Origin of the sequence: Thioclava indica, assembly GCF_000714545.1 — a bacterium.
Lineage (GTDB): Bacteria > Pseudomonadota > Alphaproteobacteria > Rhodobacterales > Rhodobacteraceae > Thioclava > Thioclava indica.
Genome location: NZ_AUNB01000036.1, coordinates 1 through 23,792, shown reverse-complemented (window position 1 = coordinate 23,792; position 23,792 = coordinate 1). Strand labels below are relative to the sequence as shown.

18 protein-coding genes and 2 pseudogenes are annotated in these 23,792 nt (G+C 58.4%); 11 read left to right on the top strand and 9 right to left on the bottom strand.

Annotated features, from left to right (window positions below; translation table 11 throughout):
- Nucleotides 1–588: 588 nt before the first annotated feature.
- Nucleotides 589–1,692 (bottom strand): MraY family glycosyltransferase, encoded by a 1,104-nt coding sequence (locus tag DT23_RS11805; RefSeq protein ID WP_038131481.1) that lies wholly within the window; start codon nt 1,690–1,692, stop codon nt 589–591.
- Between the two features lie 481 nt (nt 1,693–2,173).
- Between DT23_RS11805 and DT23_RS11800 the strand changes: the two genes are divergently transcribed.
- From DT23_RS11800 to DT23_RS19525, 5 genes are all read left to right on the top strand, one after another.
- Complete coding sequence (locus tag DT23_RS11800) at nt 2,174–3,259, top strand: polysaccharide biosynthesis/export family protein (protein WP_038131480.1); 1,086 nt, start codon at nt 2,174–2,176, stop codon at nt 3,257–3,259.
- 3 nt (nt 3,260–3,262) lie between these two features.
- Nucleotides 3,263–3,718, top strand: a complete 456-nt coding sequence (locus tag DT23_RS11795; protein WP_038131478.1) for an arsenate reductase/protein-tyrosine-phosphatase family protein — start codon at nt 3,263–3,265, stop codon at nt 3,716–3,718.
- Nucleotides 3,719–3,797: 79 nt separating this feature from the next.
- Nucleotides 3,798–6,020 (top strand): polysaccharide biosynthesis tyrosine autokinase, encoded by a 2,223-nt coding sequence (locus DT23_RS11790; protein WP_240473600.1) that lies wholly within the window; start codon nt 3,798–3,800, stop codon nt 6,018–6,020.
- Between the two features lie 140 nt (nt 6,021–6,160).
- A complete protein-coding gene (gene nusG, locus DT23_RS11785) occupies nt 6,161–6,685 on the top strand; it encodes a transcription termination/antitermination protein NusG (protein WP_038131477.1) in 525 nt (174 codons plus the stop codon).
- Nucleotides 6,686–7,370: 685 nt separating this feature from the next.
- The gene (locus DT23_RS19525) at nt 7,371–7,712 is read left to right on the top strand and encodes a hypothetical protein (protein ID WP_156023938.1); all 342 of its coding nucleotides are present in this window, start codon (nt 7,371–7,373) and stop codon (nt 7,710–7,712) included.
- Here the strand turns inward: DT23_RS19525 and DT23_RS11775 are convergent.
- The 5 genes and pseudogenes from DT23_RS11775 to DT23_RS11755 form a co-directional block, all read right to left on the bottom strand.
- Nucleotides 7,682–7,903 (bottom strand): annotated as a pseudogene (locus tag DT23_RS11775) (helix-turn-helix domain-containing protein); the annotation flags it as partial. The gene DT23_RS19525 and the pseudogene DT23_RS11775 sit on opposite strands and share 31 nt — an antisense overlap.
- A gap of 320 nt (nt 7,904–8,223) precedes the next feature.
- Nucleotides 8,224–9,213 (bottom strand): glycosyltransferase, encoded by a 990-nt coding sequence (locus DT23_RS11770; protein ID WP_051697251.1) that lies wholly within the window; start codon nt 9,211–9,213, stop codon nt 8,224–8,226.
- Nucleotides 9,213–10,208 (bottom strand): glycosyltransferase family 2 protein, encoded by a 996-nt coding sequence (locus DT23_RS11765; RefSeq protein ID WP_038131474.1) that lies wholly within the window; start codon nt 10,206–10,208, stop codon nt 9,213–9,215. Before DT23_RS11765 ends, DT23_RS11770 begins: the two co-directional genes overlap by 1 nt.
- Before the next feature lie 18 nt (nt 10,209–10,226).
- Nucleotides 10,227–11,147, bottom strand: a complete 921-nt coding sequence (locus tag DT23_RS11760) for a glycosyltransferase family 2 protein (RefSeq protein WP_038131473.1) — start codon at nt 11,145–11,147, stop codon at nt 10,227–10,229.
- A gap of 3 nt (nt 11,148–11,150) precedes the next feature.
- Nucleotides 11,151–12,386 (bottom strand): oligosaccharide flippase family protein, encoded by a 1,236-nt coding sequence (locus DT23_RS11755; protein WP_038131471.1) that lies wholly within the window; start codon nt 12,384–12,386, stop codon nt 11,151–11,153.
- 201 nt (nt 12,387–12,587) lie between these two features.
- Here DT23_RS11755 and DT23_RS11750 point away from each other — a divergent pair, with 201 nt between their 5' ends.
- Entirely contained in the window at nt 12,588–13,790 is a 1,203-nt protein-coding gene (locus tag DT23_RS11750; protein ID WP_038131470.1) for a polysaccharide biosynthesis/export family protein, read from the top strand.
- Here DT23_RS11750 and DT23_RS11745 read toward each other — a convergent pair.
- The 3 genes from DT23_RS11745 to DT23_RS11735 all read right to left on the bottom strand — a co-directional run bounded on the left by DT23_RS11745 (nt 13,780) and on the right by DT23_RS11735 (nt 18,464).
- Nucleotides 13,780–16,353, bottom strand: coding sequence for an ATP-binding protein (locus DT23_RS11745; RefSeq protein ID WP_038131485.1), 2,574 nt, complete (start codon nt 16,351–16,353; stop codon nt 13,780–13,782). The genes DT23_RS11750 and DT23_RS11745 overlap by 11 nt on opposite strands.
- A gap of 55 nt (nt 16,354–16,408) precedes the next feature.
- Nucleotides 16,409–16,927 carry a putative pterin-binding protein gene (locus tag DT23_RS11740; RefSeq protein ID WP_038131468.1) on the bottom strand — a complete coding sequence of 173 codons (519 nt, stop codon included), beginning with the start codon at nt 16,925–16,927 and terminating at the stop codon, nt 16,409–16,411.
- A 145-nt stretch (nt 16,928–17,072) separates the two neighbouring features.
- On the bottom strand, nt 17,073–18,464 hold the full coding sequence (locus tag DT23_RS11735; RefSeq protein ID WP_038131466.1) for a WecB/TagA/CpsF family glycosyltransferase: 1,392 nt from the start codon (nt 18,462–18,464) through the stop codon (nt 17,073–17,075).
- A 246-nt stretch (nt 18,465–18,710) separates the two neighbouring features.
- On the opposite strand from DT23_RS11735, the gene DT23_RS11730 reads away from it, so the two are divergent.
- The 5 genes and pseudogenes from DT23_RS11730 (at nt 18,711) to DT23_RS11710 (ending at nt 23,752) form a co-directional block, all read left to right on the top strand.
- On the top strand, nt 18,711–19,325 hold the full coding sequence (locus DT23_RS11730; protein ID WP_038131465.1) for a response regulator transcription factor: 615 nt from the start codon (nt 18,711–18,713) through the stop codon (nt 19,323–19,325).
- A gap of 109 nt (nt 19,326–19,434) precedes the next feature.
- Nucleotides 19,435–20,895 (top strand): GumC family protein, encoded by a 1,461-nt coding sequence (locus DT23_RS11725; RefSeq protein ID WP_038131464.1) that lies wholly within the window; start codon nt 19,435–19,437, stop codon nt 20,893–20,895.
- Nucleotides 20,892–22,166, top strand: coding sequence for a capsular biosynthesis protein (locus tag DT23_RS11720; RefSeq protein WP_038131462.1), 1,275 nt, complete (start codon nt 20,892–20,894; stop codon nt 22,164–22,166). The genes DT23_RS11725 and DT23_RS11720 overlap by 4 nt, the downstream gene beginning before the upstream one ends.
- A 380-nt stretch (nt 22,167–22,546) precedes the next feature.
- Nucleotides 22,547–23,152 carry a hypothetical protein gene (locus DT23_RS11715; RefSeq protein WP_156023937.1) on the top strand — a complete coding sequence of 202 codons (606 nt, stop codon included), beginning with the start codon at nt 22,547–22,549 and terminating at the stop codon, nt 23,150–23,152.
- 134 nt (nt 23,153–23,286) lie between these two features.
- Nucleotides 23,287–23,752, top strand: a pseudogene (locus tag DT23_RS11710) (transposase).
- Nucleotides 23,753–23,792: the final 40 nt, after the last annotated feature.

Here is a 23,792-nt window from a genome sequence, read left to right as displayed (position 1 = left end):
GACAGTGCTGTCCAGCGACCGCTTACGGACAAATCGATTGTGTTGGGGTTGTGCTCGAGGCGGGTGACAGAGCGCTGTCTTCATTGAGCTGTCAAGCGCAGAGAATAAGTGGTCCAGATCGCGGCGTAATCGGTTGGGACGCATACACAGGAACTGCGAGCCATTGATATTGAGCCACAAATATGGCCACGCTTCGCTGATCACGTCCCGGCTAGCTGCATATGGAAAGTGATGCATCAAGAAGCTTGACCGAAGACTGCACTCGATCACCAAGCTCAGACGTCAGACGACCTTAAGCGATGGGCGGCAATCACGGAAATTGCTATCCCATCCGCGATCATTGCTTAAATAAACGTTAAATTTCCACACTTTCTCCCCATTTTCCTTGCAGACTGTCAGCACACGAATGGAAATCTCCCGCATAATGGAATGCAGGGGAGTGCAGGGAGCTAGGTTACGAATGGTGAGTGCGTTACTGATTTTTCCACTGTTGGCCATAATCTGGCTGATGGCCTGTGATCAGACATATCAGATAACCGATCAACCGCCTCAAGAGGTGGGCTGAGGGGGCATATTTGTGCAGAGAGCCTATTCGCCCGGCAGAATTCTGTGTCGTTGGCGCCAGGCTTTACGAAGCTGGCTCAGCAGGGCGACGCGGCGATAGAGAAGCGTGTAGAGCCAGAAGACGAACGCGCCTCCAAGCAGCAGCACGAAAGGCGAGTGCGCGCCCAACACCATAAATGTGGTCGCGACCAGTGTGAGCGACCACAGGACCACCGCTGTCAGCGCATTGCGCAGGTTGGGCCGCCCGAGCAGATCCGCAAGGCGTTTCGCGCGATAGCGATAGACGAGGCTGTGCAAGTGCAACCGATCCGCTTCGCCCGGATGAGTGCCTTCGCGTCGTGTCCGGCGATAGATCGAGACCATAGTTTCGATGATCGGATAGGACAAAGCCAGCAATGCAATCAAAGGCGAGAATTCCGGGTTGCGCAGCGGCAGAATGATCCCGATCACCGCCAGCACGAACCCCGTTGCATAGGCCCCGGCATCGCCAAAGAAAATTTTCCCAGTGGGGAAATTCAGCACGAAGAAACCGGCAATCGCCCCGATCATAATCAGGCAGATTGCCAGCATCGCTTCATCGCCGGATTCGCCCGCAAGAACTGCAAATCCAGAGAGGATGATGATCGCGCTACCGGAAGCCAGCCCGTTCACCCCGTCAATAATGTTGAGCGAATTGGCCACACCACCGATTGTGAACGCCGTAAGGGCGATGCCGAACGTGGGGTAGGTCAGCAAGAAATCAAGGCCCGGAATATCGGCGCGTTCAAGGTTATACCCCGTCACAAGGCAAAAGATCAGTCCCGCCAACACAGTTGCAAGCAAGCGCCATTTCGCCCCGACTTTCTTGGTCAGATCTTCGATGAAGCCCGATCCGAACGCCGGCACGGCGCATAGACAGATCGTCCACCAGAGCTTTTGAGCTTCGGATGTCAGGAAAAACCCAGCGACGATCACACCTAACAGCAGAGCGATGCCGCCGATGCGCGGCGTTGCCGTTGAATGGATCTTCTGAACGCCTGCCAAGCCATCTTGCGTCAGGAAGCCGTGAAATTTTTGGGTCTTAACAATGACCAGTGCAGTGAAGAAAGAGGCTAGGAAGGCAATGAGACCATATCCAAGATCAAGCATGTTCAAAAGCTTTCTGCGCCAAAATTACGGCGGTTCTTTTTCCGAGACAAGCTTGGCTCGGGTTTCAATTTATGACGTAATCAATGTGTCCGGTCAGCCGTCTGGCAACTACCACTTACTCGCACTTGCCGCAGATTCCACTTTGGCCACATCCGGTCATCATATGTCAGAAGGACCAGCGTCATCGCAAGAAGTTTATTTCCAAAATGCCTTGAACATTTTCTTCCCTAGCAAGTTATCGCCGGTGCGCGCGCGGGGCAGGTGATGTGAACTCGCGATGATGCGTTGTGCCACGCTCTCGTATCGTGTGGAGCGCATGATCGTGAAGGCACAGCGCAACAGGTGCAATGCGACAATAGTAAATCTAAACTTGGAAAACGGTAAATCTTGCCCTAATGAGGCTGAGCCGACGCCATCTCTGCCTTGATGCGTCATTTTGTCAGCGACAGGGCTGCGTGCAAGAATTGAACGGGAGATACTGATGAGGGCATCGACAAGCTTACTGGCGGCTACGTCTGCGCTCTTTCTTTTGGCTTCCTGCTCAAGTTCAACCACCAATTTCCCGATTGAAAACAAAGACGTTTCAAGCGTTGCTGATCCGGTGGCGGGCGATGTTACAATTGTGCGCCTGACCGGGGAAAGTATTGCCCGTGTTGGCAGCCCCGCGAAAAAAGGGGGAGGGCGCACCACGCTGCCCTCATCAAACTACTGGACCTATCGAGTCGGGACGGGGGATGTGCTTGACGTTGTCGTCTGGGAGCATCCCGAATTGACCACGCCAGCAGGATCCAGCCGGACCCCGATTGAATCCGGTCTGCGCGTTCAAGCCGATGGCACCTTTTTCTACCCCTATGTCGGGAAGGTGCGCGCGCGCGGCCGAACTGCGGAAGAAATCCGGGCAGATCTGGCTGAAAAGCTGAAAGAATACATTCCCGCGCCACAGATCTCGGTTCGCGTGGTTGGGTATAACTCGCAGACCGCCTCTGTCACAGGCGAAGTCGGAAAGCCTGCGCGGATACCGCTTACGGATTCACCGCTGACGCTTCTGGATGCGATAAGTGACGCGGGTGGTTTGACGGAGACGGCGGATGCGCGGCGTTTGACGGTTCGGCGCAACGGCCACAGCTATAGCGTCGATCTGCAGGCATTCCTCGATCAGGGTATATCTTATAACAATCCGATCTTGCGCAACGGTGACGTTGTTTCTGTGCCGCGCGCGACGCCGGAGCAAGCCTATCTGCTGGGTGAAATTGACAAGCCGGGTGCGGTGGATCTTACGAAAGACGATATCAACCTCACGGAAGCGCTCACTACGCTTGGCGGTTTGAGCCAAGACAAGGCCGACGCCCGGGGTATCTTTGTTTTCCGCGACACGCCAAGCGGTATGACGGCCTATCAACTTGACACGTCGAGTGCGGCGGCCTTTGCGCTGGGCACGCGTTTTTACCTCCATCCGAATGATGTTGTGTATGTCACGACGGCCCCGGTTGCGAAGTGGAACCGGATCATTTCGAACCTGTTGCCGACGCTGACGACAGCGCGAACGGCAAGCTTGGTGGGGAACTGATCCGTGGCACAGCTTGGCTCTATTCTTGTCGTCTGTGTCGGTAATATTTGTCGCTCGCCAGTGGGCGAACGCATTCTGGCACGCGATTTGCCGAACTCTACGGTGACCTCGGCGGGGATCGGCGCTGTTGTTGGCGCACCCGCTGACGCGACGATGAGTGAGGTGGCGCAGGCGGAAGGGCTAAGCCTTGAGGGGCACGTCGCGCGCCAGTTCACGCCCGAGATAGGGGCCGCGCACGAATTGATCCTCGTGATGGAAGCGGGCCACAGGGCAGAAATCGCACGCATTGCGCCGCACTTGTTGGGGCGCACAATGCTGTTTGATCAATGGTTGGGCGGCAAGGGGATTCCTGATCCTTACCGGCGACCAATCGAAGAGCATCGTGCTGCATTTTCCCAAATCCGGTCTGCTGCCGAAGGTTGGGTGTCGCGCCTGAACGGCAAGCGGCGCGGCGCGTGATCGTTCGCATGATCCGTAATATATAGTGGATGTGGGACTGACCCGCTCTGATGTTGGCACTCGAATTTGAGCTGAAAATATGAAACAAGTCCCCGGTTTTCCGCAGAAACAGGCGCAAATGCAGATGCATCCCCAAGATAGCGAAGATGACGAGATCGACCTGATGGCGCTCGCGGGCGCGCTGATTTCGGGTTGGAAATGGATTCTCGGGGCGATGATTGTCGCGCTCGTCTTCGGGCTGTTCTTTGCGCTGCGCTCTGCGCCCATTTATCAGGCGAACGGATTGCTTCAACTTGAGTCGCAGCCCAACACGCTTGCATTGCCGCAAAGTATGCAGGCATTGCTGGGAGGCGATGGCGCCAAGTCGCCCTCCGATGCACAGATCGCAATCATGTCATCGCGCCGGGTTCTGGGTGAGGCGGTGAAACAGGTCGGCTTGGAAGTCTACGCCACGCCGCGTCGGTTTCCGATACTGGGCATGCTGCCGGTGCGACTTCACCTGCCTGATATGGGGCTCTTTCGGTCGTTCCAATCGGGCAATGAGAGCATTGCGCTCGGGCCGATGCAGGTGCCTGACGATTGGCGCGACACCGACATGACCCTCACGGTGACCGGCCCCAAAAGTTATGTCGTCGAACTGCCTGACGGAAGCGAGCTCAAGGGCGAAGTTGATAAGGTCGCGAAGACGCCAGACGCCAAATTCATCATGCAAGTTCAGGCGATGAATGCGCCGGTGGGGCGTCAGTTCCTGATCGGGAAACGCTCGCTCGAAGCGGCGATCGAACTGGTCTTGAAGAACTTTTCTGTCTCTGAGAGCCCGCGTGGCAGCATGATCTTAAAGACGAGTTACAATGATACCTCTCGCAAGCACGCCGAAATCGTGCTCAACGCGATTGCCAATTCGTTTCTTGAGCAGAATGTCGAGCGCAACGCGGCGTCGGCCGAAAACAGTATCGACTTCATTAAAAAGCAGCTACCCGAAGCGCGCAAAAATGTCGCGAGCGCCGAGCAGGCATTGAACGCATATCGCCAGAAACAGCAATCGGTCGACGTGACCTACGAGACCCAATCACTGTTGGAACGGGTCACGAAAATTGAGGGTGAGCTGTCTGCGTTGGACCTCAAAGAGGTTGATCTCAAAAACCAGTATACGATTAACCACCCTGCTTATCAGGCGCTTCTGCAAAACCGCAAAGAACTGCAAACTCAACTTGAAGAAGCGAAAAAGGCGACCCAAAGCCTGCCAGAAACGCAGAAGGATATTTTCAATCTGCAGCGTAACCTTGAAGTCGCGCAACAGGTCTATACGCAACTTCTGAACCGATCGCAGGAATTGCAGGTTGTGCGGGCCTCGACGGTTGGCTCGGTGCGCATCATCGACAAGGCCTATGCCGGTCTTATTCCGATCGCCCCTCGCACACTGCGCATTGTCGCTTTGGCCGTTCTGCTGGGCCTGATCGTTGGCGCAGGCATTGTCTTGCTGCGGCGGTCTTTGCGGCACGGCATCAAAGGTGCCGAAGAGATCGAGGCACTTGGCCTTTCGGTGTTCGCAACGGTGCCATTTGCGCCCGAAGCCGCGAATAACCGTGGGCAGAAGGGGGATTTGCCGATCTTCGTGCTCGATCAACCCGAAGCGGTGACCTCCGAAGCATTGCGGTCCTTGCGCACCTCGCTTCATTTCGGGCTGCTCGATGCGAAAACAAACTCGATCCAGCTCACGTCGGCTGCGCCAGCTGTTGGCAAAAGCTTCACCGCGATCAACCTTGCCGTTGTCGCAGCTCAAGCCGGCCAAAAGGTCTGTCTGATTGATGCCGATATGCGGCGAGGCTACTTGGGCCGCTTCTTGCAACGGCCCAAGGATACGCCCGGCCTGTCAGATTACCTTGGCCATGAAAAGCCGCTCGCAGAGGTCATGATTGACGGTCCGGTCGAGGGGCTGTCGGTGATCGTTGCTGGCCGATACCCGCCCAATCCGTCTGAATTGCTGATGCGCGCAGAGTTTTCCGAGCTTCTTAAGCAGCTGGACGACCAGTTCGACCTGATTATCGTTGATGCGCCGCCTGTGCTCGCGGTGACCGACCCTGTTGTCATCGGGCGTTCGGTTGGGGCCACAATTGTGATCGCGCGCCATCTGGAAACGATGCAGGGCGAATTGCGGGCCGTGCAGGCCAGCTTTGAGGCTGCGGGAATGCAGATCACGGGTGCGGTGCTCAATGGCTTTAAGATCGAAGAGGCCGAGCGCTATGGCGGTCCATCGCAGTATCACTACAACTACCGCTATAGCTACAAGGCGGACCAGTAAGGGGCGGGCGAGCTATTCTGTTCATAGATCGCCGGTGAACTTTGCTGCCTGAGAGCTGCTTGGTTTAGTGAACGATAGCCCCCATCTAGATCGTCCAGTTGGCGCGTCGACGTTGCGAGATCGAAGGGTTTCGAAAGAGAATGCAAGTTTCAACGAAGAACGCCCCAAGCGATGGCGAACACTGGTATGTTGCGCAACTGAAAGCAAATAGCGGGGCGATTGCTCGCCGGAATTTGGAACGTCAGGGCTTTGACGTTTTCTTGCCTCTGATCGCGATGACGAAACAGCGCTCGCGTCGATTTGTGACGGTAAAGGCACCGCTTTTCCCCGGTTATATTTTTGTGCACGACGTCTCGAAATCTGCCCGTCTCGCCGCAGTAAACTCCACCCAAGGGATCAGTCGGCTTGTCAGCTTCGGAAATGCACCAGTGACCGTTCCTAGCCATATGCTCGCGTCGCTTTTTGCGCGATGTGATGAGAATGGCGTGCTGATTGAGGGGAGTCGGTTTTCCGTTGGGGAGACGGTGTCTCTCACCACCGGGCCTTTTGCGGAATTTGTGGGCCGCATTGAAAGCATCGATGCGGATCAGCGGATATGGTTGTTGCTTGAGTTCATGGGGCGGCAAACACGCGTCTGCGCGAACGCAGATACGTTGATGAGATGAGCCAACCGGCCGTTGCTGCACGGATCTGGGTGGATATGGTCTTGCCGCAGTTCGGTGGGAAAATGGCGACCTGATTGGACCAGCTCGAGCTGCGCACTTCACCTAGCAGCGGGATGTTCCTGCTGCGGGTGCTCTGCCCCCCCCCCCGAAATCTGGACCGTTTGAAACTGGAGTTTTCGGCTAAGCTTTCTTGACTGAAAGAGAGGGCGTGAACGGTGAGTGCATCGAGCTTCACGGAGACGATTCATGGGACGCATGCGTCAGCGCTACCGCATAGGATTTTGTAGAATGGGCGCTTTCAGAAGCGGCTTCATTTCTCCACGAAATCGCCTAAGATAACCAGAAATACGCTACATAATTTGCTACACAATTTGATACACTCTCCGATCGCGCGTATATTTAAGTTACTGAGTTAACTCGATAATAAATATAGGTGGGGCAAGAGTGTCGGACTTCGTCTCCGCCAGTGCGCTTCTGTAAAGCCTTCATTTGCCTGTCCTTTTATGGCCAAGCTGGCTCTAAGTTACGTTCTGAGTTACATTTTCGCCTGTCTGGGATGGCTTCATCAAAACTTGGCGTCCTTTGAGCAGTCCCGCGTAGCCATCATGCCAGAACTCTCTCTCATAGTTTCAAAATTCTGAGCGCCTCGGGCAGAATCCAGGATCTGCGCCCGCAAGTCTGCGATTTGCCCCGCATCCAGCTCTCGGCGTTCAATCAGGGCCTGAGCAATCGTCTCAATGGCATGGGGATGGTCTGCAATGAGTTGCCGGGCGGCGGCGTTTGCCGCGTTGAGGAGGTCAGTGACGCGCGGGCGCAGGTGTTTGGGCATTGTCAGTTGATGCTCGGGGGCGACGGGCGTCCAGAGCAGATCGCCGCCGAAGAGCGCGTGTCGGGTCACAGCAGCAATCGCGATGCGCGTCGCGAGGGCGAGGTCGGATTGCTCCGCGTTGCCGGCTCCGATCGAAGCGTCACCGAATGTCGCCAGTTCAGCGTCCCTTATGCCACCTCCTCTTTGAGAATGCGGTAAACGCTGGCTCGACCAATACCCAGCCGCTTGGCAATTTCAGTGCCCCCCACGCCCTCTGCATGAAGCTCTAGCACCTCTTTCGCCTTGGCCTTCGCGGTGGGCTTTTTGCCCTTGTATTTCCCCGCTGCCATGGCCTTGGCGATGCCCGCTCGCTGACGTTCTAGCATGATCTCGCGTTCAAACTGCGCAATGCTGTGGACGCCCTTTGATCCAAGTGTCTGGCCGAAGTGTTCCTGCAACATCTTGTTGACCGAGTGCAGGATGAAGTCGATGATCTCGACCGGGGTGCATCAAACCGCGACAGGTCCACACTGTTCCTGACCTACACCAGGGCCGCTACCCACCCGCAATGGCAAAAACGTGGCGACCGCGCGGTTGAAGGCATGGTCGGACTCGGGCGCTCTTTGAAGCTGTCTTTCCACGGGTTTTCGCGGAAATCTGCGTGCGCTTGAAGCCGCGACGGGCGGTCATATCGTCAATGCCTCGCGCGGCTCTGATGATGTTCGCGCCATCAAGCACGAACAAGGTCTTTGCCCAACAGTGTCCACTGTGCCGCAAAAAGGTCTTCCGGGGTTTGGGCGACATTCCCCCGATCTGGCGATGGCTGGATATGGCCCTCGGCCAAGTCGTTTATCGCGTGCTCCCATGCGGTGATGGAGCTGTCTTCAACGGCATATGCGCCATGTGCGAGATGGTCGCTCAAGCCGTCAACGCGGTTCACCAGCAAGGCCCGTCCGGCGGCCAATGCCTCGATGGCGACCAGACCGTAGGCTTCCCAAAGTGATGGCATCGCGACTGCATCAACTGTCGCCATCGCGGCCACCGGATCGGGGGCGAAGCCCATGAAACGGATGCGCGCATCGCCCGAAGCAAGGTCACGCAATGTCGCCTCTTCGGGGCCTTCGCCATAGATCAGCAACGAGATATCGGGGCGGGTGGTGCGGCGAAATGCGGTGATCAGGCTGTCAAAGCCTTTTTGGCGATCAAGCCGCCCGATCGCGCCGATCACACGCACGGGGGGGCTGACGGCGGGCAGCGCGCGAAAGGCTGACAGATCAACGCAGGACTGGACCACGCGCAGCGCCGAAGCCCGCACAGCGCCGCTGCGCACCAGCCAGTCGCCTTGCGCGTGACTGACCGCAACGACCCGGTTAAAGAGGCGATAAGACAGACGTAGCAAGGTGGCGAAGCGGCGGGTATGGGTGACGTTTGCCGTGACGAACCCCTCCGTATAACTGTGTTCCACATGCACGATCGCGGCGCGCGGATGGCGGGCGCGCAGGGCAATCAGCGTTGGCAATAATCGCCAGCTAATCGCGAGGTGGGACACGATAATATCGGCCTCGATATGTCCCAATGCAGCATTGCGGCGATCCACGCAGCGCAGCGAATGGTCTAGCGTCTCCGATAGCCCGGGCGCAGTCATAATGTGATCGAGCACTCGCATGACACCGCCCGCCGTCGTATCATCGACAAGGTGAACAACGCGCAAACGAGCCATCAGATTGCGCCTTCGGGACGACGGCGCGCCGCCAGGGCCATCACTCGCCCCAGAACCTTGGGACCGAGCAGAGTCAGAACCAGATTTGCGACCAAAGTGACGACCGATTTCGACGGCTCTTCGAACAACGGCATCCGCGATTGCGCAATCCACGCACGGGTCAGCGCAAGAGCACGCGGCGCGTCGAGATCGCTGATCGCGCGACGGCTGAGGTAGCGCAGCTGATAGGCGCGTGCGACAGGCGTATGGACAGCGAAAAACGCAGGGTTGAGGGGGGTAAGTTTCACGACCATGCGCTCCCACGCCGCAAGTTGACGATCCGTTGCCGCCGACAGCCCGCCCGCATTAACGCGGTAATGGGTCTGCAAGCCGAGGATGCCCTCGAACACCCAATCGGTGCTTAGCGCGATACGCAGCCAGCATTCGATATCTTCGGATTGACGGAAGGTTTCGTCGAAATACCAGTCGCGTGCTTTCTCATGGGCGGGGCGATAGGCGATATCGTCAAGCACTTTACGGCGCAGCACGACCGCAGAGCCATTGCCGATAGGGTTGCGTTTGAAAATCTGGATGTCGTCGACATTTTTCAGGCGGGGTTTTTGGGCTTGGCCCGTCAAATCGCCGGCATCATTGATCAGCGCAGATCCGGAATAGCTGACACCGACCTGCGGGTTGGACTCCAGATGGGCGATATGACGGGCCAGTTTCTCGGGCATCCAAAGATCATCGGCGTCGCAAAACCCGATGACCTCGCCGCGCGCGGCTGCGATACCGCTGTTGCGGGCTCCGGCAAGACCGCGATTGGCCTGGCGGATCAGGCGCACGCGGGCGTCGAGGGCGTATTGGGCGGCGATCTTTGCGGTCTCATCGGTCGAGCCATCATCAACGATGATGATTTCGAAATTTGCGTAGGTCTGTGCCAGCAAAGCGTCCAATGTCTCACGCATGGTGGACGAAACGTTAAAGGCGGGGACGATGATTGAAGCGAAGGTCATGGCAGTGTCCTTTCAAGATCAGGAAAACAGGGAGAGGCGCAGCGCACGCGGCAACACCGGGGCGGCGCAGGCGCCCAGCAGCGTCATTGCGCCGCGACGAAACGGGCTCAGAAAACCAGCGGGGCTATGGGCGAAGCCGGTGAAAGCGTGACGCAACGCCTCGGTGCGCGCGCCATCGGTGCGCAAGGCGCGCCGGGCAAGGTAGCGGTGGTGGATAGCATGGCTGCGCCCCGAGGGCTGCACGCCGAACTTCGCCGCGCTGAGCAAGGCGCGCTCGCGCCCCGCCTGCATTGCGTCCAGATCGGTCGAAAGCCCGCCGACGCTGGTGCGATACCAGGTGTGCAGGCTGTCCAGCCCGACGACGCGCGCGCCTTGACCCACCAGACGGATCAGCCATTCGAGGTCTTCGTTATGCACCATCGTGGGATCAAAGCCGCCGCTGCGTTCAAACACACCGCGGCGTAGCGTGATGTTGGACATGGTGCAGACCGGATTTTCGCCCAACAGCATGTCGATGCTGAGATCGCCCGCCGGAACGGTCGAGAAAACTTTCGCATCGCCCGGAGCGGTGTGGAAGAAACCGATGCGTCCGAAAATCCCGTCGATGCTGCGATCTTTGAAGGTTTCGCCAAGCTGCTTTAGCTTGCTGGGAACCCAAAGGTCATCGGCATCACAGAACGCGATAAACGCCCCCGTTGCGCAGCTCAGCGCGGCCATATTGCGCGCGGCACTCGGGCCTTTGGCGGTGTTTCGCACCAAGCGAATGCGCGGGTCTTCCTGCGCAGCTTTGCGGATCAGGAACGGGGTGGCATCGCTTGAGCCGTCATCCACGCAGATGGCTTCCCAGTCGGTGAAGCTTTGAGCGCGCAAGCTGGCAAGCGTTTGCAAGATGCTGTCTTGTGCGTTGAAACAGGGCAGGATGATGGAGAAAAGCGGCATGGGTCAGGCCTTTGCAAGTTGGCGGCCAAAGGCCAGCGACAAAGCGGGAAGGGAGGCGGCGATCATCACAAAGCTTGCGACGAGGGCATATCCGGTGGCGACAGTGACCAGCCCGTAGGGGGCCAGAAGGACAGTGTTCAGCATCATGGCGACCGTCATGGTTGCGGTCACCCAGAATTCGCGCTGCGCCCGTCCGGTGGCACGCAGCCAGCCCGCAGTGGCAGACCAAAGCGTGGTCGGAATCGCCACAAGGCACAGGATCGACACGATCTGATCAAGGCCGCTCCAGCCATTCCCGAACAGCACGGGTACATAATAGGGGGCCAAAAGCGCTTGGGCGACAACGGCGGGCGTAATCAATCCCATTGCAAGCAGGATGCTTTGACGCAGGGCGAGAGATTTGTCGTCGCTCGCGCAGAGATGGGGAAACAGGACAGTCGAAAAAGCCACCGAGAAGGAATTGGCAAGGCTCAGCCCGGCGTTGAAGGCCATGAAGTAAAGCCCCAGCGCCTCGGCGCCCATCAAGGTGCCGACAATGACTTTGTCGCCCTGAAGGCGCAGCGCCTTGACCAGCTCGACCCCCAGCACGGCCCAGCCAAAGCTGAAGAACGGGCGCAAAGGGGCGAAACCCTGGCTCAGATCGGGCGTCCAGGGGTGCAGACGGCGCATTGCCACCAGCCAGAACGGTGCGGTCAGCAGGCGCGGCAAGACCAGTGCAAGTGCCGAGGGCCACATGAGCGCCAAAGCCGCCGAGATCATATTCGCCCCGACGATTTGCGCCCCCGAAATGGCCGCCGTCTGACGCAGCTTGCCCGCGCGCATCGCCAGCGCCGTTTGCACCAGCCCCGCAGGCATGAACAGATATTCCCCTGCAAGCAGCAAGATAAGCATCAGCAATTCAAGACTGGCCCCCGACGCATAGAGTGCAATGCCGATTCCCGATTGCGCAACAAACAGCCCGATGCACCAAACCCAAAAGATGCGATGCGCGGTGGCACAGGTGCGCGCCAAATCGGCCTCACGTGCGGCGATGATGCGTTGGCCCACTCCGTTTTCCGTCAGCGCCTTAAGAATATCTGCTGCCGCCAGTGCCGCCGCAGCCACCCCGATCTGGGCCAGATCAAGCGAGCGGGCGACCGCTACGACAACCAACAAGCGCGACGCTTTGGCAGCGACTTCCGAGGCACCATAAGCAAACAGGTTTTGTGCGATGCGCGATGGTGTGGTGAGCGTGGTCATGGGGTAGGGTCCAATCAAATCCGTTAACCTGTTTTACGCTGATTGGATGGGGGCTGTCTTGCGCGCCTTGGGGGAGGAGCATGACGCAACAGAACTGCATCATATCCCAACGGATAGGTGCGCCGATACGCGCGCTCTCTCGACCGGCGCGGGTGAAGCGATTAGAACTGATACAACCGCAAGAGAATAGCGAGAGCAGGAATGTCTCAGGCACTTAGATACGGATCCGCATTTCTGGCCGTTTTGGCGCTCGCAAACTGTGCCGGGTCTGATGTTCCAGACAACCTTGAGCCGGTAGCGACGGGTGACGGCTACCAAGCCCAGTATCGCACGCCCGATGTAACCCGGAAAGATGCGCAATTTTTGCGGTCTGCCGAGATCAACGCCAGCAAATGCCGGCCTCTGCGGGGCGGCACGGGGGGCAAAGGGTCGGGCCTGGCGGCCACTGCGCTGCGTGGGGAACGCCTGTCGCGTAACGATCTGGTCAATATCCGCGTCAGCGATGATGATACGTTCTCGGGCGATTATGTGGTGTCGCGCGATGGCACGCTGAAACTGCCGTTCCTGTCGCCCATTCGCGCACAGGGGCGTCGCACAAGCGACATCGAGAGCGATATTTCCGCGCAGCTTACCGCAGGCGATTACTTTGCTGAAGCTCCCCGCATTTCGGTGCGCGTGGCGGATTTCGCCTCGGTGACGGTCGGCGTTTCGGGGGCGGTGTTCGAACCCCATTCCGTCGAGATCGGCGGTGTGAGGGGCAATGAGATCGACAACCGCCGTCAGGGCGCGCTGGGCGCCTCAAGCGAGGGGCGCAACCTGTCTGCAGCGTTGCGATCAGCCGGGGGTGTGCGCCCGGATGCGGATATTTCCGCGATCGAGGTGCGGCGCAACGGAACGCGCTATGTCATTGATATGCGGGGCGTCTTTGAGGGGCAAAACGCCTCTGACATCATGCTGTTGACGGGTGACGAGATCACCGTGCCCAGCCGGGGCTGTTTTCAGGACAATCTGATGCGGCCCAGCCCGATCAGCCCGGCGGGGATTTCGCTCTTCATGTCCAACCTCACGCAGCCTGCCAGCGGCAATGCGACATCGGCCATCGGGCGCGACGTGCGCGAAGTGCCCTATGGAACGCGCTATCTACAGGCGGTGACCGATTTGAACTGTGTCGGTGGCGCGCGCGCAACCAGCGCGGATCGTTCGGCGGTGCTGTTCTCGCGCAATCCTGTGACCAAAGTGTCCGTCGTGATCGAGCGCGATATCGAGGATCTGTTGCGCCGCGCGGATCGCGACGATTACGACCCCTATCTTTTGCCCGGCGACTCTCTGGCCTGCTATGACAGCACAGTCACCAATCTCGGTGAGATTATCGGGGTTGTGGGTCTGGCGGGCCTCAGTCTCTAGGAGCGGCGCGACGTTCGGCCTGCATCGTCTCCCGCGTGCGCGTCCAAATGGCGGGCAGCGCGTCGATTTCGAGGGCCAATCGCGCCATGTCCGCGGCTTTCGCAGCCGTCTCAATGGCAAGCAGTTTCCCTCGTAATTCGACTGCGCCAAGGCTCGCAGCACTTCCAGCGATTTGGTGCGTTTTCTTGGCGATCTCTGCAAGCGGTTGATCGGTGTAATCATCGAGATAGCCAATGGTTTCATCGACTTCGCGCATGAAACGCGCCAGCAAACCATCCAAAGCCTCAACGCCCAGCGTCTCGCGGAGATCGTCAAGATAGCGGGTTGCGATGTGGCTTTTGGTTTCGGGTTCGGTTGCGGGCATCGGTGTGTCGGGGGTGTCGGGGCGGGCGGCGACATGGTTGACAATCGCCTCGTTGAGCCCCTCGCGGGTCAGCGGTTTGGTGAGGATATCGTTCATCCCATCGAGCAGAAATGCCTCTTGCTCCTCGGCCATCGCATTGGCGGTCAATGCCACGATCGGCGTCCGGGCAGAGGCACCGTGTCCTGCGCGGATCTCGCGCGTTGCCTTGCGCCCGTCTTTCACCGGCATACTGATATCCATCAAGATTAGATCGAAATGCTGCGTTTGGGCCATGTCCACAGCGATCTGCCCGTTATGGGCCTCGCTCACCTTATGCCCGGCAGCGGTCAGCATTTCGCGCGCCACAAAGCGGTTGATCTCATTGTCTTCGACTAGCAAAATATGACACGGGGCCGCATCGGTGGGTTGCTTGCGCTCTTTGACAACGGATTCGGGCGCTGCGATCAACTCGACGGGCAAACGGATACGGAACTGGCTGCCCGTGCCTTTTTCGCTTTGCACCTCAATTGTTCCGCCAAGCGCAGTCACAAACCGTTTTGCAATACCAAGCCCCAGACCGGTCCCTCCGACCGTGCGGATATACGAGCTGTCGCCGGTCATGAAATCGTCAAAAATCTGGGCCTGAAGCTCCGCATCCATCCCGATGCCGGTATCACGCACGGTGATCTGCATCACGGCTGTGCTCTGTTGGTCGCTGTGCATCTCAATTTCAAGAGAGACGCGACCGTCATGCGTGAACTTGACCGCGTTGCCGATGATATTCATCAAAACATGCTGAATCCGATCCTGATCGGCGCGTATCCAGTCGGCAGGCTCCCCGCGCCAGCCCCATTCCAGAACGGTATTATTGGCCGAGGCCGCGCCGCTTTGATTGTCCACGATATCTTGTAGCAACGCAGAGATATTCATCGCCACCGGACGCAATCGCAGTTTTCCCGCGTCGTATTTGGTAATATCGAGCACATCCGAAATATGGCTCATCAGCAGCTTGCCCGAGGTGTCCATATTGTCGATATAACGCGTCTGTTTCGCGCTCAGCCGGGTGTCGCGCAGCAGTGCCAGATTGCCCAGAAGGCCGTTCAGCGGCGTGCGGATTTCGTGGCTCATCGTGGCAAGGAAATCGGTCTTGGCCTTCTCTCCGGACAGCGCCCGGTCTCGCGCTGCGACCAGGTCCTGTTCGGCCTGCACGCGATGAGAAATATCACGCAGGAACGCGATGAAAATCTCTCCTTCGTCGGTTTGCGCGGCCTGAATCGCAAACTCCACCGGAAAAAGTTCGCCAGTGGCGCGCTTGGCTTCGAGTTTGACACGTCCTTTGCCCGTGACGTGTTTTTCGCCGTGGGCACGCATTCGCGCCATTCCGGCATCATGTGCCGCGCGGTATTTATCGGGCACGATCAACTCGCCCAGATCGGCCCCGATGGCAGTCTTGGCGCTATGCCCGAAGATCTGTTCCGCAGCAGCGTTGAAGTCAAGAATACGCCCGTTCAAATCGCACACCACGACAGCATCCAGCGCCGTGCCCGTGACGATTTTCATCCGGTTGCTGGTTTGATCGACCTCGCGTCTGCGCCGGATATTTTGCGCATTCAGATAGACGAGATAGAACACCAGCACCAAAAGTGCCGCGACAAGGAACGTCACGACCGCCGCCATACGCGTGAGTGTAATCGCAACATTCAAGCGATGTTGATCCGAATCCTGCGCGAAATACTGCAATCCCGAGTTTGACAACAACCGGATGCTCGACCGGAATTCCGCCGCCGTTTCCGCAAGCTTTGGAATGGCGGCTTGCAGCACCGGATCGGGAGAATCGATGATTTGCGCCTGAGATTCAAGAAAGGACCGGATATTGGGCAAAATTGCCGAGAAATACGGAAGCTCGCGCACCCTGGCGTAGGTTGGCGCATCTTGCAGCGTGTTGGCGCGGCTGTAAAAGATATCGAACCGTTGACGCAGACGCTTTAGATCGGGTGCGGTTTCGTGCACGGCTCTGGCAAGAAGCAACTCGTATTCAAGATATTCCACCTCTGTCTGCGACAGGGCATATTGAACGTTATCCGAACTGGCCGAGTCCAGCAGCCGCATATCGCGCGCTACATCAATTGACATGACGATGACAACGGCGACGCCGATAGAGCCTAACAGGGTCGCAAACAGAACGCGGTGGCGAAACGTGAATAGGTGCAAAAACTGCATCGCGGAGCGCTCCGGTAAAAAGGTGACGTGGCGGTCGCCCCCCAGCATCACGACTCTAGTTGAGAACCTCGATGCGGTCGAGTTGCCATATGCTGCGCGAATAAATCACTTCGCTACGATAGTCGGGATTCCGGTCGAAGGGATAGACAACCCATAACGGGCCGTTGTCGCGCACCGACATCACCTCGCCGTTCATAAGATAGGCCAGGATCGGGCCGCCTTCGACTGCATCAGACATGGGAATCTCGATAGCATAATCGTTGATCGCCGTAGCGCGTAGCGTCTGGCCTGTAAAACCGAGGCGTTTGGCAAGCACGTTCAGCGGCACGCCTTTGAACCGCTCTGTCCCCTCTGTCCAGATCGTCGTTGTCTCGAACGTCTCGCTTTTCAACGCTTCCAGCATCGCAAGATCGAACTGGGCAGTGTTGCCCACGTTGGTGATGCCGATAGCGCCCGACACGGTCAAAATGACATCGCCTTTGGGAAGGGGCAGATCCCGCGTGTGGTCCTGTGCCAGTGCCGGCCCCCCGAGACATGCGATCAGGGCGAGTGCATAACGTAAAGCGCGCAACATCTAACTATCCTTGCCTGTTTTTTTGCCATATTGTCGCAAACGCCGGATTGGTGCATCTGCTCTGACGGATAGAAACCTACCCGTTGGGATAGGTTTCTGCTTGTAAACAGCGGTTTTTTGCACGCGACCCGTCTTAGTGACGGGCTTAAAAGGCCCCGCGGCCTGACGCGACTGCGCCAAAGGTGCGCATGATCAAGGCGACATCCAGCAATAGCGTGCGCGAGGATGCGTAAGACAAATCCATTTCGACCATCTGGTCAAACCCGATCGTTGCGCGCCCGGACACTTGCCAAAGTCCGGTAATCCCCGGCTTGACCGAAAGCCGCCCGAGCGCGCGCGCGGGGTAAGCGGCGACCTCGCTCGGAAGGGCAGGGCGCGGACCAACGATGGCCATCTCGCCGCGTAGCACGTTCAGGATCTGGGGCAGCTCGTCGATCGAAAAGCGGCGGATAAAGCGCCCGACGCGGGTGACGCGCGGATCATTGCGGGACTTGAAACATACGCCTTCGCGATCTGACGTCGCCAGCAGCGCTGCGCGGCGCTTTTCGGCATCCGTGCCCATCGAGCGGAACTTGAACATCGTGAACGGCGTGCCGTCACGCCCGATCCGGGTCTGGCGGAACAGAACGGGCCCGCGGCTGTCGAGTTTGATCGCCACAGCGGTCACAGCCAAAATCGGCGACAACATCAGCAAGGCCGTAGCCGACAATGCGAGATCCAGAAACCGGCGCTGGATATCGGCGATTGGCGTATGCGCCAGCGCGGTCTTGCCCGCATGTGCGAGAAACGCGAAATTTCCTGCGAGATAGCGCTTGGCAAGGCGGCGCGGTTCCTGCGCCAGACGCCAGACCCATTCCATCTTGGCGCGGCGCACGAGTTTAGGCGCACGCACGACCGTCCCGGCCAGAAAGTCAAACAACGCCCCCACGGCCAGCGTCAACGGCGCATTTAGACGGTGCGCGTGTTGGTGCAACCACATCTCTTGCATCGGCACGCCCATCGCGACGATCACGATATCCGCGCCGCTGTCATTGATATCGGCAATCGCAGCCTCGGCATCGGCAGCACCGGCAAAGCCATCGCGATGCCCGGCAATGCGCAGGGCCGGATTGTCTTGTACCAAACGGCTGGCTGCGGACGCTGCAGTTCCCGGCGTGCCGCCAAACAGGTAAACCGATTTTCCCATCTGCGCCGCGCGGGTCAGCAGGGCCGGCACCAGATCGGTGCCATTGAGATTTGCGGTCAGTTTCTGTCCCGTCATCTTGGCGGCCAGTTCGATTCCGATCCCATCGGGCAGCAAGACGTCGGCATCGGCAACGGCGCGGGCATAGTCGGGATCGCGCCGACGAACGTTGCAGCAATGCGCATTCATAAAGAAGGCGCGACGACGACCCGGTGCAAGCAGATGCGCAATGGTCTGATCGGCGCTGGCATCGGCCAGATCCAGCCCCAAAGCGGGCAGATGCGCAGTTGGAAGCTGGGGCGTTGCAATGGCGTTGGAAGCTTCGAAGTCGGGGGTGAAAAAAGCGTGTTTCATCGGATAAATCCTTGAGGGGTGTGACGTTGGCCTCAAGGTGACAAGAGCGGCTGACGCGCTCAACGGAGCGGACGGACAGGGCGCGGGGACTTCGGTTAACCATGCGCGCCTTGCGTTTAACCAACCTATCCGAAAGAATTAACCCTGCTCTGAATGTGCCACGACTCTGTCCACGCAATCGTCTTATTTTTGACGTGCAAAGGACCGGAGCAAAGGGTAAGAATCATCAACCTAAAGGAGAGCGAGATGCGCGTATTGATTGCCGACGACCATGATCTTCTGCGCGACACGCTGGTTCTTTTTTTGCAGGCGAATGGCGACATCGAAACGAGCACCGCCGCCGATCTTGCGGGCGCGTGCAAACTGATCGACTCTGAAGAGCCCTTTGATCTGATCCTGCTGGATCTCAACATGCCCGGGATGAACGGGCTTGAGGGGTTGAAGCACACACTGGCGCTTAACGGCGGTCAGCGGGTTGCGTTGCTCTCGGGCGAGGCGACACGCGAAATCGCGGAACTGGCGCTAGAGGCGGGGGCTGCGGGTTTCGTGCCCAAGACACTGCCTGCGAAATCCATGATCAACGCGGTCAAGTTCATGGCGATGGGCGAGCAATACGCCCCGATCGACTTTATGACGGCCGCTGTTGAGGCGCCGACACATCCGTTGGCCGAAAAACTGACGCCGCGCGAATTGCAGGTGCTTCAGGGGCTGACCGAGGGCAAATCCAACAAAGAGATCGCGCGTGATCTTGATATCAGCGAGCCGACCGTCAAACTGCATATGAAGACGCTTTATCGCAAGGTTGGCGCGGCCAATCGCACGCAGGCGGCCCTGATCGCGCGTGAGGCGGGGCTGTTTTAACCTACTCCGACGGATAGGGTTAACTCACTAATGTCCTGTTAACCAAGCCTAGCGCGCGCAAGGCTACGACGGCCATGTCGTGTAGTCTCGGGTTCAAAGGAGATGCCCGATGACACTGCAAGACACTTTCGCCGACCCTGCCGCACCCGCCCCGAAAAAGCGTCGTCTTTCGCTGCGCCGCATTCTTATGGGTGGGCGGATTGGCGATCTTGGGCGGTTCCCGCGCTATCTTGCGTTCGCACTCATGGGCGGGGCGTTGGTTTGGGCTCCGATCACCGGCTATCTGCGCACGGCGCCGCTGGCATTTCGCTCCAGCACCTCGCTGATCCTGCCCGGATCGGGTGCCTCTGCCTCGATGAATTTGAACGGAATCGGGCAAGCTTCATCATATGCAAACTCGGCCTTTTCCAGCAATTCGGTCAGCCCGACCGAAACGTATAAGCGTCTGATCGGGGCGGACCGGATTCTCGAAGCGGCGGCGAAGTCGATGGGGCTTAGTCGCCAGGCGTTTGGCAAGCCGCGAATAAATCTGGTCGATCAAACAAGCCTGATCCATCTGGAAATGACCGGCGGCAGCCCCGAGGACGCACAAGCGCGCGGCGACGCACTGCTGGCAGCGTTCTTCAGGGAACTTGATGATCTGCGCTCGGATGAACAAACGACGCGCGAAGACAGCGGGTTGGCCGCCATCGCGGATTATCGCAACTCGGTCGCAGTCACGCGCACCGACATTGCCCGGCTTCAGCAGGACACGGGGCTGGTCTCTGCCGATCAATATGATGCCATCGTGGAATCAACGCGCCAGTTGGAAAGCCGCGTTCAAGACCTGGCGGCGACCCTGAGCGAAAAGACCCGAAGCGTTGCCGCGCTTGAAGTCAGCTTGGGCATTTCCGCGCATGCGGCTGCGGCCACACTCAAGCTGTATGCCGACGGCGAATTCAACGCCCTCACCCAAGAGGTCGGCATTCATGCCGCGCGTCTCTCGAAAGCGCGCGCGCAATTCGGCGAGGGGCATCCGAAGGTGCAAACTGCGCGCGCGGCTTATACGGGGGCAACCGCCGCCGCTCTTGCGCAGGCCCGGCGCGTCACCGGGTTGGCCCCGTCGCAGCTTAAAAGTCTTGATCTTGCGCCGGCAGGGGCGCGGGCCGATCTGTTGGCGCAACTGGTTCGCATGGACGCCGAGAAAAACGGCTTCGCGAGCGAGTACGCAGTCCTGGCGTCCCGTCTTGACAAAGAGCAGGCCCGTCAGAAAAACCTGGCGGCTGCCGCCGCCCGTCTGCAAGACTTGCAACGCGACTTCTCGGTCGCGGAGGCCGTGTTCGCGACTGCAATCGCGCGCACACAGTCCACCAAATCGGATGTATACGCATCCTATCCGCTGGTTCAGGTTCTGGAAAACCCCTCGCTTCCCGATCGCCCGTCCTCGCCCAACCGCAAGCTGGCTATCGCGGCTGGCGTGGCCGCGACGCTGATGATTCTGCTCGGGCTTGCGCTTGGCTGGATGCGCTCTGCGGTGATTGGACGTTTGCTGAACGCGCCCGAAAGCGACGCGGCAAAGGAAACCGCATGACCCCGCAAAATCCAGCCGAGCGCATGATCTACAAGGCTATGGTGATGACATGGCCGTTCTATGCCATCGGGGCGCTGTATCTGGTCGGGCCGATCATCGCGTGGCTGCTGGGCGGGCTTGCGGTGCTTGCGTTGTATCTTGGACCGGCTATGCGCCGCGATTTGCGCGCGACCGGAACGGTGCCGCTGATCGTTTGGGTCTGGATGGCTGGTATGTGCGTGATGCTGGTCGCGCTTTGGGTTGGTCATCTCGATTGGAGCCTGGGCCTGAAACAGACGATTAAATCCTCTATCGGATGGGCCAAGGGCTGGGCGCTTCTGGCGCTGTTCCCCCTGATCGGCGCGGTTCTGCCAATCCGCCGGTCGGTTCTGATACGGGGCCAATGTGTGATCGGCGCCTGGACGCTGGCGCTTGCGCCTCTGATGCTGGCCGCGCCCTATATAGGTCTGCCCGAGCGCATCTTTACCTCGCCGCTCAAAGCGGTCGGCGGGCCGGGGCCTGAATATTTCAGCGTCTTTCTATTCACCTTCGACCCCGCGAGCTGGACGCCGCGGTGGCAGTTTTATGCACCGTGGTCGCCCTTTGCAGCCCTGCTGGGGGTCGTGATGGTTCTGTTCGCGCTCGAAGAGAAAAACCGCAAATGGATGCTGGCCGGGCTTGGCGCGGGCATCCTGATGATCCTGGCCTCAAAGTCCCGCATGGGCCTTGTCGGGTTGGTGGCGTGCACAATTACGCCGCGTATGATGCCGTTGATCCTGCGCGGTTGGGCGTGGCATGTGACAGCGGTGCTGACGGCATCGCTGGCCGTCATTGGCACGTTGCTGATGACGCTGGCGCAAGATGCGGTGGCCACGTTCAAGGGCGCGCGTGCCGACAGCACCCGTGTGCGTGAAACGCTGCAGCGCATTGCCAGCGAGCGCTGGAAGAACGAGGCCGTCTTGTTCGGTCATGGCACCGTTCAACCCGGTTCGCATGCGGTGGAATATATGCCCATCGGCAGCCATCACACGTGGTATGGGTTGTTATTTGTCAAAGGGTTGGTCGGGTTTGCGGCTCTGCTTGTGCCGATGCTCTGGCATACGCTCACGGTCATGCTCGACACGGCTCGTCACGCGCGTGGTCGCCTTCCGATGGGCATTTTGATGACGATCACGCTGTTGTCTTTTGGCGAAAACCTCGAGATTGAGGCCTATATGCTTTGGCCTGCGCTGTTGCTGCTTGGCGTGCATCTGCGAGAAATGGCGGATGATGCCGCGCCATCGCAGACGTGAAACTGCGTTATCAAAAAAGTAATTTGATTTACAGGCTTGGGCCTGTGGACAGACCCGTGTCTGACGTCAGCACCCGTGGGACTGATTTGGGGATTTGGACAACGGAGGATTTTTGGTTCATCTTACCGATTAGGAGATCGCGATGATGAAGAAGCCTGAAGCTTCGAAGGACGCGGCTGACAAGTTAGGTGTTCAGTCCCGACCTTCAGATGACGGTTTAGAGTTGGTCACGGCGCGCTGGGGAATGCCTTCACCGCCCTCAGGGCATCACCAAGTTTCGCGCTTGCTCGGCGGTTCACCAACTATTCCCAACACCATGTCATCACCGGAGGTGTAGATGTCAAAAGCGCGGATGGCGTCTTCTTGCACGACACGCTACCTTGGAACTCAATATTGAAGCTGAAAGGCCGGAAATGGCTATGGGTGCCGTCTTGTTTCGAACCACAATGATTGTCGCGATACTGGCGGCCTCCTCTTCCTCATTGTTCGCACAGGGCTCGCAGACGAATACGTCCTATAAGGAAGATATGATTGCAGAAGCGAGTAAACGCTTCGCTCCTGTCCTTCGCCGCTTTATTGAAACTCAGCAGGACGCTTGCTCGGAGATTGATGCCGGAGAGCTGACAATAAATTTAGGCGGCGCGCAATACACGGCAGACTTTAACGGTGATGGGACGACCGATCCGATTATCGATGGCGGGGTGTTTAATTGTTCGACCTCCGCGACGTTATTCCACGGGTTCGGCGCAGGGAAAATGATCGATGTTTTTGTATCCACAAACGATCCGAAGAATCCTTATCAGCAGTTTAGCTTTACGGGGTATGGGAACACCGTGGTTTCTCTGGGTAACAAGGCTATATTGCTGATGGCTCAGGATGGGGTAAACTGTGACGCATTAGGCAGCGATATTTGTTTTGCAGCCTATAGCTGGCTTGATGGAAAGTTCGTCGCAGCAGGCGGTGCCGTTGAGAGGGGCAATCCCTGAAATAGGTTTGTGGCTTTGATGGCTCATGGGACTATTCTGCCGCGCAGTGAATTTCAATTAGTAGCGTCCTCGGGTCAGGACCCATTGATTTTATTGGAGCGTCATGATTCACCATCTGTAATCAGAGCGGTGACATGTCTGATCTTTTCTGGCGGAGCGACGCGCAGATGGCGCGCTTGGAGCCTTACCTCGCGAAGTCCCACGGCAAGCCACGCGTCGACGATCCGTTGCCCGGCAACGGGTTGTCTGCAAACCGTGAGAGGGGGCGTGGCCGTTGGTCAGGTCAGCGACTACATTGGCGCGCGGGCACTGCGGAGCAGCCTGCCGAATGTAGACTGGCTGCTCGGAGACCGTGGCTATGACGCCGACTGGTTCAGAAACGCGTTGCAAGACAAGGGGATACGCGCCTGCATCCCGGGCCGAAAGCAACGCAAGACGGCAGTCAAATATGACAAGCGTCGATACAAGCGACGCAACCGGATCGAGATCATGTTCGGCAGGCTCAAGGATTGGCGGCGCGTCGTAACCCGGTATGATCGCTGCCCCAAGGTATTCCTCTCGGCTATCGCCCTCACAGCAATCGTCATTTACTGGCTATGAGTCCTGAGCCTAAGTGTTCAGTCCCGGCATCTGGTGGATC